The following is a 17,075-nucleotide window of genomic DNA, read 5'->3' as shown; positions in this document are numbered from 1 at the left end:
ATTAGTATGGAAGTTGTCGCTGCCCATAGTTAATGGATATCCATTTTAAAGTTGTGAACTCTTCAAGGCTCCATTCTCCATTCAGGCGACCCAGACCGGACTGCTTCTCTCCACCAAACGCAACAATCGGTTCATCGTTAATGGAAATATCGTTAACGTGAATCATACCAGTATGCACTCGTTTAGCCAGTTGAACCCCACGTTCTCCGTCAGACGTATGAACAGCGCCACTGAGACCAAAATTCGTATCGTTAGCTAATTGAATGGCTTCTTCATCTGACTCAAATTTCATCACACTTACGACTGGTCCAAACATTTCTTCCCGTGCAACAGCCATATCCGGAGTAACATCTGTCAAAATGGTTGGTTCGACCATGTTGCCAGTGATGTTCCCTCTGAGTAATGGTGTGGCTCCCTCCTTAATTCCTTTTTCAATTAAATCGTTAAGGTTGTTAGCAGCCCCTTCGTTTACAACAGGACCGATAACCGTTTCAGGATCACGTGGATCACCGGTCTTCAGTGAAGCAATTTTATTCTTGTATTTCTCTATAAACTCGTCATAGACGGACTGATGAACGAGAATTCGGTTCGCCGACATGCAAATTTGACCTTGATGAGTAAATCGGCTAAAAGCAGCTGCGTTAACGGCATAATCGATATCAGCATCATCCAGAACGATGAATGCACTATTCCCGCCTAATTCGAGCAATGGCTTTTTAAAGTTCCTTACTGCTACTTCTGCAATATGTCTACCTACCGTTGTTGATCCTGTAAAGGAGATGATTCTTGGAACAGGATGCTCAACAAAAGAATCACCAATTTCACGAATATCGGTAGCTACAACGTTGAATAGTCCCTTAGGAACACCCGCCTCTTCAAAAATTTTCGCAATTAAAGTTCCTCCGACTATAGGCGTTTCTTCATGTGCTTTAAGAACGACCCCATTACCAGCACCAATAGCAGGTGCGATTGATTTAACAGATAAAAAGAAAGGGAAATTGAATGGACTGATCACTCCAACAACCCCCGCCGGCATACGGTACAAACGGTTTTCCTTTCCATCTTCAACAGATGGAAGAATTTTGCCTTCTTTTTTAAGTGGGAAGGTTGCTGCTTCCTTGATCATATTTTTTACCAAGCCAATTTCAAATGCTGCCTTTAAGTGTGTACCTCCAAGTTCATCAATAATGATACTTGTGATATCCTCTTCATTTTCTTCTATGTAGGATACTGCCCTTTCCAGAATGTCCCTTTGTTTATAAGGATTAATCTGATTCCATTCGTCCATCGCTTTACGTGCCGCCTGATAAGCCTCATCTATATCATCAGGTGTTGCCATTTGAAACTCTGTAATTACTTCACCATTATATGGATTTATATCCGTCAATTTACGAGCGCTCTTTCCATCACGCCATGTTCCAGCAATGTATTGTTTGTTTAGTGCCTGAATATCCAACTTTTTCCCTCCCAGTAATTAAAAACCTTTTCATTTTATATATCGGTTGAGGCTATTAAATATTGAGGTGAGTAAAAATATTGTTCGTGCGTTTTTAATAATTAGGAAAAAGATACTACGAAATGACACCAGATTCTCTTTTTATTCTAACGAAGGTATAGATGTGGGTAGAGGACAACTTTCTGTTCACATAAGAGTAATGATATCCTGGGCAAAAAGAAAGACGTCCTGAACTGTTTCGTCCAGGACGTCTCCGTCTATTTTTTATAGCATTTCGGATGTGGACTTACCTTGCATAAAGTTAGTTAGATACCCAGGTCCGCCAGCTTTGGAGTCTGTACCGGACATGTTAAATCCGCCAAATGGATGGTAACCAACAATGGCTGCTGTACAACCGCGGTTAAAGTAAAGGTTCCCGACATGGAAATCCTCTCTCGCCTTTTCAATATGATCACGATTGTTGGAAATAACTGCACCTGTTAAGCCATATTCCGTATTGTTAGCAATATCAATGGCCTCATCAAAATCTTTAGCTTTTGTGAAAGCAACAACAGGACCGAAAATTTCCTCCTGCATAATGCGGGCGGTTGGAGATAAATCTTTAAAGACTGTCGGCTTAATAAAGTACCCTTTGGAGTCATCCCCCTCTCCGCCAGTTACTAATTCACCTTCTTCTTTTCCAATATCAATATAGCCCATAATCTTATCATATGCTGCCTGATCAATGACCGGTCCCATGTAGGTAGTGTTCTTGACAGGATCATCCAGTGTGCAGTTTTGTTCAGTTAATTCTTTCACACGTGTCACGAGGTCATCATAGACTTGTTCATGGGCGACTACCCGTGAACAAGCGGAACATTTCTGACCGGAGAAACCGAATGCACTGTTCACAATAGATTCTGCAGCCAGTTCAAGATCTGACTCGTTATCTACCACGATCGTGTCCTTACCGCCCATTTCTGCGACCACACGCTTCAGCCAAATTTGCCCTTCCTGAACTTTGGAAGCGCGTTCATAAATACGTGTTCCAACCTCTCTGGAGCCAGTAAAGCTTACAAAACGTGTACGAGGATGATCAACCAGGTAATCCCCAACTTCGGAACCGCTTCCAGGAATGTAGTTAATAACTCCGGCCGGCATACCTGCCTCTTCCATAACCTCCATAAACTTGTAGGCAATAACAGGGGTTGAACTAGCAGGCTTTAACAGAACCGTATTCCCTGTAACCATTGAAGAAACTGTAGTACCTGTCATAATAGCAAACAGGAAATTCCATGGGGAAATGACTACGCCAACACCAAGCGGAATATAGTGAAAACGATTATTTTCTATCGGACGACTGTTCACTGGTTTGCCATCCTTTAATTCAAGCATTTGGCGTCCATAGTATTCTAAGAAGTCAATCCCTTCTGCAATACCTGCATCCGCCTCTTTCCAGGGCTTTGCTCCTTCCTTAATCACCCAAGCATTAAATTCCAATCTGCGACGACGGATGATGGCTGCCGCCCGGAACAAAATGTCTGCACGCATCTCCGGCTTCGTTTTTCTCCAGGTTTTAAAGGTTTCATCTGCAGTTTGCATCGCTTTTTCAGCCAGCTCCTGATTAGCCTTGGAAACCTTACCTACTACTTCTTCCTTATTCGCCGGATTTCGGGAAACCAGTTTATCATCTGTATAATAGCGTTCTCCACCAATAATTAACGGATATTCCTTACCCAATTCTGCTTCTACTTGTTTAATAGCCTCTTCCTGCTGCTTACGATTCACCTCATCTGAAAAATCCATAAAAGGTGTGTGAGTGTACGGTACTACCATGTTCATTCCTCCCTTTCGTTATGTGGATCACCCTTTTTATCTCTGTAAGGTGCCTATCCCTATTTTAACCTATTCAGACAAGGCGTTCAAATCCCACTATTACCATTTTTCTGAAATTTGTTAAGGAGGCTTATAAAGTGAAACTTCCATAAATGGGGGTATTACGGCTAGTTAATGCGTGATAAAGCAGAACAAAAATATGAGGCTAACCTTTAAGATGGTCAGCCTCAAACTTAGCTACTGATAAATATACACTTCCGGCTTTTCTTCACCAGCTTCTCTCCAGATGAGAGCTTCCTGTTTATCCGGAGATTTAACATTGATTTCAATATCGTAATTATTTCTGAAGTTTTCCATAACCAAACCATAGGCAAACTGGCTAAAAGCTGTCACTTCTGACTTTCCATGAAATTCAATCGGGATATTAATTTTTAATTCCTGCAATTCATCGTTCACGTAAAACCCTTTACCAATAACGCCTACAAAATTAGGGAAAAACTCGCGTACTTCATTCGTAAAGTCCTTCATGACCGTCGCCTCTGCCTGATAATCGCTGTCAGCTTCATCAGAAGGGAACAGGATATAGTCCTCATTAACGCTCTCCCATTCTCCGATTGAAGAGCTGCCTTCCTCAACGAAGGTTTTTGCTACAAAATTCCCCGGCACCAGCGAAGATTGCTCTTCTTCTCTAAATAAGGCAATCATGATTGGAACATCTTTTAATTCCTCTATTTTCCGTACACGCTGTAAAATGGTTTGTGCATAATCTTTTCCCTTGGACAGCATTTCATCTTTAGGAATATCCTCGTAATAGGTCCTGCCGGGTTCTGTTTCAAATTGATAGACGGATTTTAAGGCCAGACCAATCGAGACTCCTTTTACCCCCACTTGATTTCCCTTCGTCTTTTGAAGGTAATTTTGCTCTAAAATGTGAGACAGATAACGTGGGGCATTACGAAACGCCTGGGGATCGGGGTTATCTTCATCCTTAATATTGATACTTGGGTTAAGGCCTTTCTCATGTTCTTCACTGTTCCGTTCCAGCCAGCTGTATACCGTATCTTCTGTTAGATACTGACCTTCCTGAAACAGATAATCATCCGGGTTAAACACGTCCTTTGAATGTCTTCGTAATCCCTCTTCAAGCTCTGTGATATCAAACCGGTTGAATACCTGATTGACGATCACACCTCTTGCAGCAGCTGGTTTATATTCTACAGGCATTTTGTACTCTTCATCAGAAATGTTATAGCTGGGTACAATCGCCGTTTCTGATTCCTCTTCCTTTGTATCCTGAACAATCTCTTCCTCTTGATCATAGTTCGGCGTACAACCGGCAATCAGGAGAACGAACAAGACAGGAATTACAAAATATTTTTTCATCATTACCTCTCCACTCCTATTCGCTCAAGGCGTCTATCATTTGCTGCTCATTCCAAATCGTAACACCAAGTTCCTGCGCTTTATCATACTTCGAACCAGCATCCTCACCAGCCACGAGAATATCCGTGTTTTTACTTACACTGGTCGTTACTTTTCCGCCTAAGGCTGTAATCTGTTTTTTAGCATCTGAACGGGAGTATTGCTCCAGTTTACCTGTTAAAACAACAGTTTTGCCTGAGAAAGGTGATTCCGTATCAATATCTTCCGCAGTTAAGCCCTTATACTCCATGTTTAATCCTAAATCCTTCAGCTCCTGAATAAGACTTTTCACCTGAGGTTTTTCGAAATAGCGTACAATGGAATCTGCTACTTTCTCTCCAATGTCCTGAATGGCTATTAAGTCTTCCAGATCAGCCTCCAGCAAGTGATCCATATGTTTAAACTGTTCAGCTAACGTTTGAGCTGCCTTGCTTCCCACATACCGAATGCCTAAACCAAAAAGTAATCGTTCCAGTGAATTTTCCCTGGACGTTTCAATGGCATCCAGTAAATTGCTTACGGACTTTTCACCCATTCGTTCTAATTTTAACAATTCTTCTTTTTCAAGCTTATACAAATCAGCAATGGTTTGAACGAGGTCATGTTCAAAGAGTTGCTTAATGACTTTTTCACCAAGGCCGTCAATGTTCATTGCATTTCGTGAAACAAAATGGATCAGGCCTTCTCTTAAGTGGGCTGGACAATTAGGGTTAATACACCGTAAGGCAACCTCCTCTTCCAGTCTGACAAGCTCACTGCCGCATTCCGGACAATGGGTTGTCATATGAAAGGGCTCTTCACTACCTGAACGTCGCTCCACATCCACACGGACAACCTCCGGAATAATGTCGCCTGCTTTTTTAATGACAACCGTATCACCAATGCGGATATCCTTTTCACGGATTAAATCCTCATTATGTAAAGAGGCCCGTTGTACCGTGGTTCCGGCTAATTGAACCGGATCAAGAATGGCTGTAGGTGTGACAGCTCCCGTTCTTCCTACACTTAATTCAATCTCTCTTAAAGTTGTGGTTGCTTCTTCAGCTGGAAACTTATAGGCAATCGCCCAGCGGGGACTTTTTGCCGTAAAACCAAGCTTCTCCTGAACAGCAATCTGGTCTACCTTAATCACAATTCCATCGATTTCATAGCTTAATTCAGGACGGTGCTCCGTCCAGTATTGAATATATTCAATGACTTCATCAATGTTTTCACAGGTTTTTGTTTCCGGATTCACTTTAAACCCTAATTGCTTCAAATAGGCTAACCGCTCACTATGGGAGGCAATTGCGCCTGCTTCCCATTCCCCCACACTATAAACAAAGATATCCAGGTTCCGCTGGGCTGCAATTTTAGGATCTAATTGTCTTAAAGAACCTGCAGCGGCATTTCGAGGATTGGCAAACACGTCCTTGCCTTCCGCTTCTTTTGCTTCATTAAGGGCTCTGAAGGACTTAACAGGCATAAAGGCTTCTCCACGAACCTCAATCGTTTGTTCTTCACTGATTTTTAATGGAATACTGCGGACGGTTTTCAGATTCCGGGTAATATCCTCGCCTGTGCGGCCATCCCCACGTGTAGCACCTCTTTCAAAAATACCATCTATATAACGCAGGGAGATAGCCAATCCGTCAATTTTTAATTCACAGACATAGCTGATTTCCTTCGCATCTGCCCCTTCTCTTACCCTGCGATCAAAGTCCCGCAAATCCTGCTCATTAAAGGCATTACCTAAGCTGAGCATGGGAATATTATGCTGAACTTTTTGAAAGGCATCTAAAGGTTCACCGCCCACTCGCTGGGAAGGAGAATCCGGTGTGACGAATTCCGGATATTCTTCTTCCAGGTCTTTTAGTTCTTTCATTTTAACATCATATTCATAGTCAGGCACAGAAGGGCTGTCTAATACATGATACTCATAATTGTATTGGTTCAGTTCTTTTTTTAAAGCTTCCACTCTTTGCTTTGCGGTTTCTTTTTCCAAGGTCACGCACCTCCATTTACCCTTTTGAAATTGGGGCAAATCTAGCTAATAAACGTTTAATTCCAACGGGGGCAGGAAAGGCAACATCCAATTCCATATCATCACCACTGCCCTGTACCTTCACAACGGTTCCTGTTCCCCATTTCTTATGTTCCACCTTATCACCTGAAGACCAATCGACGGATTCCCCGCCGGTAGATGGCTTTCTGATTTTCTGAGGTTTACGCTTAGGTCTTTCCGGTGACCGCTGCTGAAAAGAGTCCTGAATGGATGTACGCTGCATCTGAAAGCCTGATGAAAATTGGCTGTCCTCTACACCTTTATCTATATATTCCTCTGGTATTTCATTAATAAAACGGCTGATTGGATTCATATTGGTCCGCCCATACAGGGTTCGCATTTTTGCCTGGGTTAAAAACAATTTCTTTTCTGCCCTCGTAATCCCTACATACGCTAATCTTCTTTCCTCTTCCATTTCTTCTTCATCCATAAGTGAACGACTGTGCGGAAACACACTTTCTTCCATTCCGATTAAAAATACCACCGGAAACTCTAATCCTTTAGCTGAATGCAGCGTCATAAGCACAACTTTATTATCATCGTCCTCATCATCCACTTTATCAATATCAGATACCAGGGCCAAATCGGTTAAAAACGCGATTAATGACTTGTCCTCATTGACAGCTTCAAACTGATTGGTAACCGTTTTAAATTCATTAATGTTTTCCAGTCTGCTTTGTGCTTCCAGGGTTTTATCATTTTTCAGCATTTCTTCATAGCCTGTTTTTTCAAGTACCTCTTCTACAATTTCCGTTACGGACAGAAACTCCTGCATCTGAACCCAGTTTTTAATCTGCTGCTGGAAATTAATCAGAGCGTTTGTTGCCCTTTTGCTTAAGCCGATAAAGTCTGCTTCTTCTGCAGCCTGATAAAGGGAAAGGTCCTGTGACTGAGCATAGGCCAGCATTTTATCTACAGATGTATTTCCGATTCCCCGCTTCGGTACATTGACGACCCGCTGAAAACTAATATCATCATTAGGGTTGGCAATCAGACGTAAATAGGCGAGCAAATCTTTAATTTCCTTACGATCGTAGAATTTTGTCCCTCCCACAATCTGATAAGGAATATTCGACTTCATAAAAGCATCCTCAATCGCACGGGATTGGGCATTGGTCCGATATAAAACAGCCATATCCTGGTATTCCAGGTTTTCCTCATTCATTAAGGCTTCCATTTGTTCTACAACATAAAGAGCTTCATCCCGCTCACTTGAAGCCTGATGAAACTGAATGGACTCCCCCTCTGTGTTTTCCGTCCATAACTCTTTTGGCTTCCGTGAAACATTATTCTCAATGACATGGTTCGCTGCCGCCAGGATTTTTTTCGTTGAACGATAGTTTTGCTCCAGCATAATTGTTCTGGCATTTGGATAGTCGTTTTCAAAGGATAGAATATTCTCAATGTCAGCTCCACGCCAGCGATAAATCGACTGATCCGAATCCCCTACTACACATAAGTTCTGATGGCGTTCAGCCAGCATTTTGACCAGCTGATATTGAGCATGGTTGGTATCCTGATACTCGTCCACATGAATGTATTGAAAACGGCGCTGATAATATTGCAAGGTTTCCGGAACCTGTTCAAATAATTGAATGGTCTTCATGATAAGATCATCAAAATCCAGCGCATCGTTTTTCCCTAATGTTTTCTGATATTCCTCATAAATGCGGGCATTGGTCTCTTCATAAAAATTATTCGCTTCTTTTTTAAATCGCTCAGGTTTCATCAATTGGTTTTTCGCCGAACTAATTCCATTCAGCATGGAACGGGGATCCCACTTCTTCGGATCAAGATCCAGATCTTTAATAACCTGTTTGATTACGGACAATTGATCGGCTGCATCGAGAATCGAAAAATTCCGGTTATAGCCAATCCGGTCGATATCCCGGCGTAAAATTCGTACACATAAGGAGTGGAACGTGGATACCCATATGGCATCTGAATCTGCACCTGTAAGCCGGCGAACCCTTTCTTTCATCTCACGAGCCGCTTTATTCGTAAACGTAATAGCAATAATGTTGTACGGAGGCACACCTTTTTCATGAAGGAGGTAGGCAATTCGATGGGTTAATACACGGGTTTTCCCACTTCCTGCACCCGCCATAATTAATAGGGGACCTTCCGTATGCTGAACGGCCTTGGCCTGCTCACTGTTCATTCCTTGTACGATTTGATCTGCTATACTCACGGTATCCCCACCTATCTAATTGTTTTTATATTTTTTACAGCTTTTACAGTTTTAAGTGCATTGTTCAAGTCATCATAAAGGGCATTCCCCACGACTACGATATCAGCAAATGGAGCTATTTCCTCTGCCTGCTCTGCGTGATGAATCCCTCCGCCATAAATTAACAAAGTCTGATCCAGCTTTTGTTTCACACGTTTCACCAGCTCCGGGTTTCCATATGTACCACTGTATTCTAAATAAAAGAAGGGAAACCGGAACATTTTCTCCGTCATTTGGGCATAAGCCATGACGTCCTCATCCTCTAAAGGTATGGAATCTGTATATTGAAAAGCTTTTGAGTCCGGATTTAACATACAATAGCCTTCCATAAAAATTTCATCCCAGTTCATGATCTCTCCATATTCTTTCACTGCCTGATGATGTAAATCCATAAACCAATTTTTATTCCGGCTATTTAATACAGATGGGATAAAGTAATAATCAAATCCAGGGGTAACCGATTCTGTATTGGAAATCTCCAATACGCACGGTACAGTATAACGTCTGACACGTGAAAGGAGCTGTAAAACATTATCCAGCGTTACTCCATCCGTTCCACCAATGATAATCGCATCTGTCCCGGACTCACAGACTTTTTCTAAATCAGCATCAGATATTTCTTTGTTTGGATCCAGTTTAAACACATGATTCCACTTTTGAATATCATACATTTCAGACCGTCCTCTATTATATAAATTACATCCCCATAATTATAGCAAAAATTAATTCAGGTTTATATCTAATAAAGTGAAACTTCCATCAAGGGGAGATTCTCCATCCCCCACTGATGGTTAGTTGAACTTATCAGGAATTTACTGGCCGTTTATCCTCCCTTCCCTCAAGACTTCAAGAGGGTATTACGGCAAGTTATTGCGTGATAAAAATATTAAAACGTCCGGAAAATAGGGAACTTGTGACAAAAAGAAGGATATGCTATGATTAGATAATCAGAAGACAGTGCAAGTGAATAGATTAAAGTACTATGATGAATTTATAGTATCTAAATCCTCTTCCTACAAGCGATTCAGGGATGGTGCGAGCCTGGAGAATGATTTAGAGAAACGGCAATTCGGAGTACGTCTTGATGGAAGTGGATGCAGAGCCTCTGCATCAATCAGGGTGGAACCGCGGGAGAACTACTCTCGTCCCTGGGCATTTAGCCCGGAGACGAGAGTTTTTTAATGTATACAAACATTATAGAACAAACGTTCGCATAAGTCAACAACATTTTCTACAAGGAGGATATTAGTATGGCGAAAAATATGGAAGAAGTCGTGAATCACGTAAAACACCGGGGATTTGTATTTCAGGGCTCAGAGATCTACGGAGGACTTGCTAACACATGGGATTATGGTCCTTTAGGCGTTGAACTGAAGAAAAATTTGAAGGATGCCTGGTGGAAGAAATTTGTTCAGGAGTCTCCTTATAATGTCGGCCTGGATGCATCCATTCTTATGAACCCTAAAACCTGGGAAGCATCCGGACACCTCGGGAACTTTAATGACCCTATGATGGATTGTAAAGAGTGCAAAGCCCGCCATCGTGCAGATAAGCTCATTGAAAACTATTTTGAAAGCAAAGGCGAGGAAGTTGTGGTTGATGGACTTCCATTTGAAGAAATGCAGAAAATGATTGAAGAAAATGATATTGTTTGTACGGAATGCGGAGCAAAGAACTTTACGGATATCCGTCAATTTAATTTAATGTTCAAGACTTATCAGGGGGTTACAGAAGGCTCAACCGATGAAATTTACTTACGCCCTGAAACAGCACAGGGAATTTTTGTGAACTTCAAAAATGTTCAGCGTTCCATGCGCAAAAAGCTCCCATTTGGTATTGGACAGATCGGAAAAAGCTTTAGAAATGAAATTACACCGGGGAACTTTATTTTCAGAACCCGTGAATTCGAACAAATGGAAATGGAATTCTTCTGTAAGCCAGGTACGGAGAAAGAATGGTACCAGTATTGGCTCGATTTCTGTCATAACTGGCTGCTGTCATTAGGATTGAATGAGGAAAACGTCCGCCGTCGTGACCACACAGAGGATGAGCTTTCCCATTACAGTAATGCAACAACCGACTTGGAATATAAATTCCCATTTGGATGGGGTGAACTGTGGGGCGTTGCTTCCCGTACAGATTATGATTTGAACCAGCATGCGGAACATTCGGGAGAGGATTTCCAATATATTGATCAGGAGAATAATAATGAACGTTATATTCCTTATGTCATCGAACCGGCATTGGGACTGGACCGCCTTGTTCTATCCTTCCTTTCTGATGCCTATGATGAGGAGGAGCTGGAAGATGGATCCAAGCGGACAGTTATGCACTTCCACCCGGCCGTAGCACCATTTAAAGCAGCTGTGTTCCCGCTATCCAAAAAGCTTTCAGATGAAACACAGGAAGTCTATCAGGAACTGGCGAAAGATTTCATGGTTGATTATGATGAATCCGGTTCAATCGGGAAACGTTACCGCCGTCATGACGAAATCGGAACGCCTTACTGCATCACATTTGATTTTGATTCCCGTGATGATCAGCAGGTAACGGTACGAGACCGCGACACCATGGAACAGAGCCGTATGCCAATCAGTGAATTAAGAGATTTCCTAAGCAGTAAGATGGGTTATTAACAAAGGCGGAAGCGCCCGCTTGTCCAACTGCGGCTCCCAAAGCCCAAGCGGTCATAAGCAGAATACCCTACATGGCCAAAATACGGCCACTCCGGATATTCTGCTTATGCCGTCGGGCCTAAACGGTCGCCTCCGATTTTCCATTAGCGACGTACGGACTGGACTGAGCCGGAGGAGATAAAGTGAAACTTCATTCAGTGGGGGATTCATCCCCCACTGATTGTTAGTTGAACAAATCGGGTGTTTACTGGCTGTTGCCCCACTTATTTCTTTCAGGGGCTTACAGCCAGTTAACACGCGGAAAAGGAAACACGACGAACCTTGTGAGTCGATGTTGACTTATCGGACGGAGGTGAAGGAAGTCACGCTAGTCGCTGGGTGCTGGAGCCGGACGTGGCCTCTCATGATTTTTTATCCACAAATCTGAAATTTTATAATTTCCTAGACAACAAAAAGAAGCGCATGGATTCTGGCCATGCGCTTCTTTTTATTTACTTTTTTCTTTTTCATATATACGGTCAAGAACCAATTGATAAGCATCATTGCCATAGTTCAGGCATCTTTTCACTCGGGAAATAGTGGCTGTTGATGCACCGGTCTGATCCTCTATGGCATGATAGGTGTCTCCCTCTCTTAGCATACGGGCTACTTCCAATCGCTGAGCCAGGGATTGAACCTCATTCATCGTTGCCAAATCATCAAATAATTCATAGCATTCTTCAATCGTTTCCAGGGACAGGATGGCTTTAAATAACTGATCCAATTCCTTTCCACGAAGTTTATCAATTTGCATGTGTAAGGTACCCTCCTCTTTTACGTACTCTAGTTAAACTGAACGGACTGGTCGATTCCTGGTGTCTCTGGAACTACATTCACCCATGTCTTACCTGGAACAAACTTTACCTTTTCCCCATTTTTAAATGGTAAAATTCTTCCGTCTACGTTTTTCCATTCGACCTCCTGAACTTTACCTTTCTGGACAAGGTAACCCCTGCCCCCTGATTCTAAATCAATGGCACGGCGGTGGGCAGAGTCAATCACCCGATGTCCGGTTTCAACAACAAATATATTATCTAAAACGACAGGTTCCTCTGTTTCCAATTCGACGGTTTTCTCTCCGTCACTGTAACGGACGTACTGTTCATTGACCTCATCATATTCATACGTGACTTCCTCTAGCCCTTCATGATATACAATATGGACCCGGGATGCTTCTTCTCCGGAAATTTGGCTCACTTCATCCTTGGAAAGAAAAGGATAAGGCTCATAATCCTGGTTGATGTCGATTCCTTTTTGCTCTGCTGCTTCATACACATTGGGATAAATTAAGTATGAATCATGAGGTGCTGCACGAAAGCTTTCCCGTTTAAATAAATACCGGTCATCATCATGGATAGCTCCACGGATTAAATCTAAATCTTTATTCATGATGATATCTTCAATATGGTGAGCCGCTCCATGATAAATATAAATCGCACCCATCCCTTGAGCAAGGTCGGCATAATATTCTCTTGCACTTCTTACAGGACCCGCAACTTCGGGTTTCTCACTGTGAAAGAAGGCAAGAAATCGTGTAATCGGACCTTCAGCCAACAGTTCATAAACGATATCTGCTTTCGACAGTCCTGACTGAGGCCGGGCCTTTGTATGATTATTAACCATCACGCCTACTATCCGATTGTTAACAGGCTCATTTGTTCCAACGCCTGTTAATGGATATGTATTCTGATATTCGGGTTCTGGTGGTTCCTCAGAGGGTTCTGGTTCGACAACTGGCTGTTCTTCTTTTGCTTCTTCTTCACTTTCCTGATTATCCGCTCCTTCATTGCTGCACGCTGTCAGGAATAACGCGATAATCATGAAAAGGAGAATGGAGCATTTCTGTAATCCTTTTTTCAATCTATCCCCACCTTTAGTTCTGCTAAACTTTACTCCTTTTATATTTTAACGCATTATTGAAGGAAAGAGTACCTCCTTCTTTTTAACATCTATAATTCCTCTTTGTGTAATTCGAATATAAGGTAAATGAGCAGCCGATAAAAATAACAGTGTATAAATGGGATCGTTAAAGGAATAGCCATGTTCCTTAATGGTATTGGAAAGTTCTTTTTCGCTTTTTATAAGCTCCTCCATTCTGACATCGGAAAGTCTGCCTTCCATTTTTAACGGAAGCTCACAAATAATTTCCCCCTTATCCGCTAACACAATACCGCCCCCAATCTCTTTTAACCGATTGAAGGCTAAATGAATATCCGATTTTCTTTTTCCAATCAGCGTAATATCTCCTGCGCTTGAGTAAGAGCTCACCAGACCTCCTAAAGATTTTGTGAATCCTCGTAAAAGGGTGGCAATCCGCCATTCTCCCTGCCGGTCCATTAAAATGAGAAAGGCCTCCTCGTTATCTTCTGCTATCTCATCTCCCTGAAGTTTATCATTAATGGTAAAAGGATTCATAATGACGTCATTGGCCATTTCAAGTCCAACAGGAACGAAAAATCTGAAATCACTGTCACGCAGCTCCCAATCAAGTTTCAGCGGTTCAATGCCGTATTTTTTCCAGTCAAAAGATGGCTGTTCATATTGGACATTCCCATCATATTTAATCCATTTTCCTTTGGCCAATACAGAGACTGGGGTAGGGTTCTCTTTATCTTCCAGAAAATTGATATGCGCAATTCGTCCCGGACCAATACTGCCGACCAAATGATCAATTCCAAAATGCTTTGCCGCATTGTAGGATCCCATGGCATAAGCATCTTCCACTGGTATTCCTTCCTCTATCGCAATTTTAATACACGAATTAATAATACCGTCCTCATAATAAGAAGGAGGAGATCCATCAGTTGTCAGCATAATTTGATCGTAGGAAGTGATGTCATAATCCTTAAGTTCTCTTAGTATTTTCCGCAAATCAGGACGAATCGAGGATTGGCGGAGGGCGACCCGATATCCCAATAAAAGACGGCGATACACTTCCTCCCCTGATATCGACTCATGATCACTGTCAGCACCAAGAAGCTTCATTTTTGTCAGAGTTTCCAGTGATGCACCCGGAAAATGCCCTTCCACAGGCTTCCGCAACCGTTTCGTCTCCTGCATCCAGTGCAGCATTCGATCATCGTCTTTTAACACACTCGTCCATGAGGTTAATTCACCGCCCTGAATGACCGCATCATGCTTTAACCAGGATAAAACATTGGCTTTACGGATAAATTGTTCATCATCCTGCAGAAAGGACTGAGAATCAAAGCGGGCCCACCAGTAAAGAGAGGTTGGCAGGTCATCCAGCTCTCCTAGGATAGAAAACGCTTTCTTGTTATCCAATAAATAAAGGTACAAGAGATTATCATTAATGAAAACAGATGTACCTAGCTGGGATGCATATAGTGATAAAGTATGGGGATTATATAATTGAAACGGATGAGCATGCGGCTCGATATATCCTGGAACCAGAAATTGATTTTCACAATCAATCATCTGTACATTTTCGTGTTTAGGCAATCGGTCCCCCACGTAAACAATTCGATCTTCATAAATCCAGATATGAGCCTGCATCCATTTTTTTAAAAAAACATTCAAGTAAGTAGCATTTTTTAAAACGAGTGTCGGGATTAAGCGATCATCAATGACAGCTACATGTTCACGAAGCTGCCGATTCCGCCAGCGGCTATTAAAAGTCATAATTGGTCCCCCTTTTATTGACAAAACAGTGGATTGCTTTTCTATTCCATGTGTATCACTGAAAAACTTTTATTATGTAAAATTTTAATACATTAACGCTGTGAAGGGAAGGATAAATTTGGTTCAGAAAAACGTAGGTACCATTAATGCATTGATTCGAATTACATGTGGACTTACAGCGGTAAGCTATGGAACCGCACGTTTAGTCAAAAAGGCTCAAAATGGAACAGATGGTTTATTAATTCTTATGGGCGCAATGAAAGTAGCAGAAGGCATCGTGCGTTATTGCCCTGTCACCGATATGATTGACAACACCCAAATGGGACAGAATCTTATGCAGGGCATGCAGCAGCAGCCCACACAAATGACCCAGCAGCAAAACCAGCCAATCCCCCAGCAAAATCAGACCAGTCAATATGATATTTAAAGTTGAAAAAGCTTGAGGGACAAACCTCAAGCTTTTATACACCTTTTAGAGAAGCCCAATTCTTTCAAAAATTCCATCCACATTTTTTAAATGATACTCATAATCAAAACACTCATCTAAGTCTTCTTTCGATAAAACATCTGTAATCTCCTTGTCCTTTTCCAGAAGTGAACGGAAAGGAACGCCTTTTTCCCATGCCTCCATAGCTTTAGGCTGTACAAGATCGTAAGCTTGTTCACGAACCATCCCGTTATCAATAAGAGATAGCAGAACACGCTGAGAAAAGATCAGTCCATATGTCTTGTCCATATTTTTTCTCATATTTTCCGGAAAGATGGTTAAATTTTTTACGATTCTGCCAAACCGATTCAGCATGTAATTAATAGCAATGGTACTGTCAGGCAGAATGATCCGTTCAGCTGAAGAATGGGAAATATCCCGTTCATGCCACAGCGGAACATTTTCGTAAGCCGTCAGCATGTGACCGCGAACCACCCTGGAAAGGCCGGACATATTTTCCGAACCGATTGGATTACGTTTGTGCGGCATAGCAGATGAACCCTTTTGTCCTTTGGCGAAAAATTCCTCAACTTCACGGGTTTCCGTTTTCTGCAGCCCCCGTATTTCAATGGCAAACTTTTCAATGGATGTGGCGATCTGGGCTAAAACAGATAAATAATGAGCGTGTCGATCTCTTTGCAGGGTCTGTGTGGAAACAGGTGCAGGGGTCAGCCCCAATTTTTCACATACATACCGTTCGACAAAAGGATCAATATTCGCGTATGTACCCACAGCTCCGGACAGTTTGCCCATTTCAATCTGTTCTCTTGCAGACTCAAATCGAGTCAAGTTACGCTTCATTTCTTCATACCAAAGAGCCATTTTCAGACCAAAAGTCGTCGGCTCCGCATGAACCCCATGCGTGCGTCCCATCATAACGGTGTATTTATGCTCCTGTGCCTTATTTGCCAGGATATCAATAAAATTATTCAGGTCTTTTTCGATGACTTCATTCGCCTGCAGCAATAAATACGATTGTGCTGTATCAACCACATCGGTGGAAGTAAGGCCATAATGCACCCATTTCCGTTCTTCCCCTAAAGTTTCCGAAACCGCTCGGGTGAAAGCGACCACATCATGTCTTGTTTCCTGTTCAATTTCCTTTACTCTTTCTACATCAAAGGAAGCATTTTTTCTAAGAGCTTTTACATCTTCAGCAGGAATGACACCAAGCTCACTCCAGGCTTCACAGGCCAAAAGCTCTACCTCAAGCCAGGCATTCCACTTGTTTTTTTCTGTCCAGATGGCTCCCATTTCTTCTCGTGTATAGCGTTCGATCATAGCTATTCCCCTCTCTGCTCTCT

13 protein-coding genes are annotated in these 17,075 nt (G+C 42.2%); 3 read left to right on the top strand and 10 right to left on the bottom strand.

The annotated features are described in order from the left end of the window. Position 1 precedes the first annotated feature (1 nt). The 6 genes from ACZ5OK_RS02010 to pcrB form a co-directional block, all read right to left on the bottom strand. Complete coding sequence (locus tag ACZ5OK_RS02010; protein ID WP_343841750.1) at positions 2-1,456, bottom strand: aldehyde dehydrogenase family protein; 1,455 nt, start codon at positions 1,454-1,456, stop codon at positions 2-4. 264 nt (positions 1,457-1,720) lie between these two features. Next, a complete protein-coding gene (gene pruA / locus ACZ5OK_RS02005; RefSeq protein WP_343841748.1) occupies positions 1,721-3,271 on the bottom strand; it encodes an L-glutamate gamma-semialdehyde dehydrogenase in 1,551 nt (516 codons plus the stop codon). Between the two features lie 237 nt (positions 3,272-3,508). After that, complete coding sequence (locus ACZ5OK_RS02000) at positions 3,509-4,657, bottom strand: CamS family sex pheromone protein (protein ID WP_343841746.1); 1,149 nt, start codon at positions 4,655-4,657, stop codon at positions 3,509-3,511. Between the two features lie 13 nt (positions 4,658-4,670). Next, a complete protein-coding gene (gene ligA / locus ACZ5OK_RS01995; protein ID WP_343841743.1) occupies positions 4,671-6,677 on the bottom strand; it encodes an NAD-dependent DNA ligase LigA in 2,007 nt (668 codons plus the stop codon). Positions 6,678-6,693: 16 nt separating this feature from the next. Beyond that, positions 6,694-8,898, bottom strand: coding sequence for a DNA helicase PcrA (pcrA, locus tag ACZ5OK_RS01990; protein ID WP_343842201.1), 2,205 nt, complete (start codon positions 8,896-8,898; stop codon positions 6,694-6,696). 41 nt (positions 8,899-8,939) lie between these two features. Next, a complete protein-coding gene (pcrB, locus tag ACZ5OK_RS01985) occupies positions 8,940-9,638 on the bottom strand; it encodes a heptaprenylglyceryl phosphate synthase (protein ID WP_343841741.1) in 699 nt (232 codons plus the stop codon). A gap of 292 nt (positions 9,639-9,930) precedes the next feature. Here pcrB and ACZ5OK_RS01980 point away from each other — a divergent pair, with 292 nt between their 5' ends. Continuing rightward, positions 9,931-10,149, top strand: coding sequence for a hypothetical protein (locus tag ACZ5OK_RS01980; protein ID WP_343841739.1), 219 nt, complete (start codon positions 9,931-9,933; stop codon positions 10,147-10,149). Between the two features lie 68 nt (positions 10,150-10,217). Further along, positions 10,218-11,603, top strand: coding sequence for a glycine--tRNA ligase (locus tag ACZ5OK_RS01975; RefSeq protein WP_343841737.1), 1,386 nt, complete (start codon positions 10,218-10,220; stop codon positions 11,601-11,603). Positions 11,604-12,090: 487 nt separating this feature from the next. On the opposite strand, the gene ACZ5OK_RS01970 is transcribed toward ACZ5OK_RS01975, so the two are convergent. Genes ACZ5OK_RS01970 through ACZ5OK_RS01960 form a run of 3 tightly spaced genes read right to left on the bottom strand, consistent with a single transcriptional unit; the run spans position 12,091 to position 15,284 of the window. After that, positions 12,091-12,396 carry a YerC/YecD family TrpR-related protein gene (locus ACZ5OK_RS01970; protein ID WP_343841735.1) on the bottom strand — a complete coding sequence of 102 codons (306 nt, stop codon included), beginning with the start codon at positions 12,394-12,396 and terminating at the stop codon, positions 12,091-12,093. A 29-nt stretch (positions 12,397-12,425) separates the two neighbouring features. Further along, positions 12,426-13,502 (bottom strand): DUF3048 domain-containing protein, encoded by a 1,077-nt coding sequence (locus ACZ5OK_RS01965; RefSeq protein WP_343841732.1) that lies wholly within the window; start codon positions 13,500-13,502, stop codon positions 12,426-12,428. A gap of 45 nt (positions 13,503-13,547) precedes the next feature. After that, entirely contained in the window at positions 13,548-15,284 is a 1,737-nt protein-coding gene (locus ACZ5OK_RS01960) for an adenine deaminase C-terminal domain-containing protein (protein WP_343841730.1), read from the bottom strand. A gap of 118 nt (positions 15,285-15,402) precedes the next feature. Here ACZ5OK_RS01960 and ACZ5OK_RS01955 point away from each other — a divergent pair, with 118 nt between their 5' ends. Then, positions 15,403-15,711: a YgaP family membrane protein gene (locus ACZ5OK_RS01955; RefSeq protein WP_343841729.1), complete on the top strand. Its 309-nt coding sequence runs from the start codon at positions 15,403-15,405 to the stop codon at positions 15,709-15,711. A 45-nt stretch (positions 15,712-15,756) separates the two neighbouring features. Here the strand turns inward: ACZ5OK_RS01955 and purB are convergent, their stop codons facing one another. Beyond that, positions 15,757-17,052 carry an adenylosuccinate lyase gene (gene purB / locus ACZ5OK_RS01950; RefSeq protein ID WP_343841727.1) on the bottom strand — a complete coding sequence of 432 codons (1,296 nt, stop codon included), beginning with the start codon at positions 17,050-17,052 and terminating at the stop codon, positions 15,757-15,759. Positions 17,053-17,075: the final 23 nt, after the last annotated feature.

The sequence above is a fragment of the Salinibacillus aidingensis genome (assembly GCF_055393355.1).
This window is presented reverse-complemented; position numbering and strand designations above follow the sequence as displayed.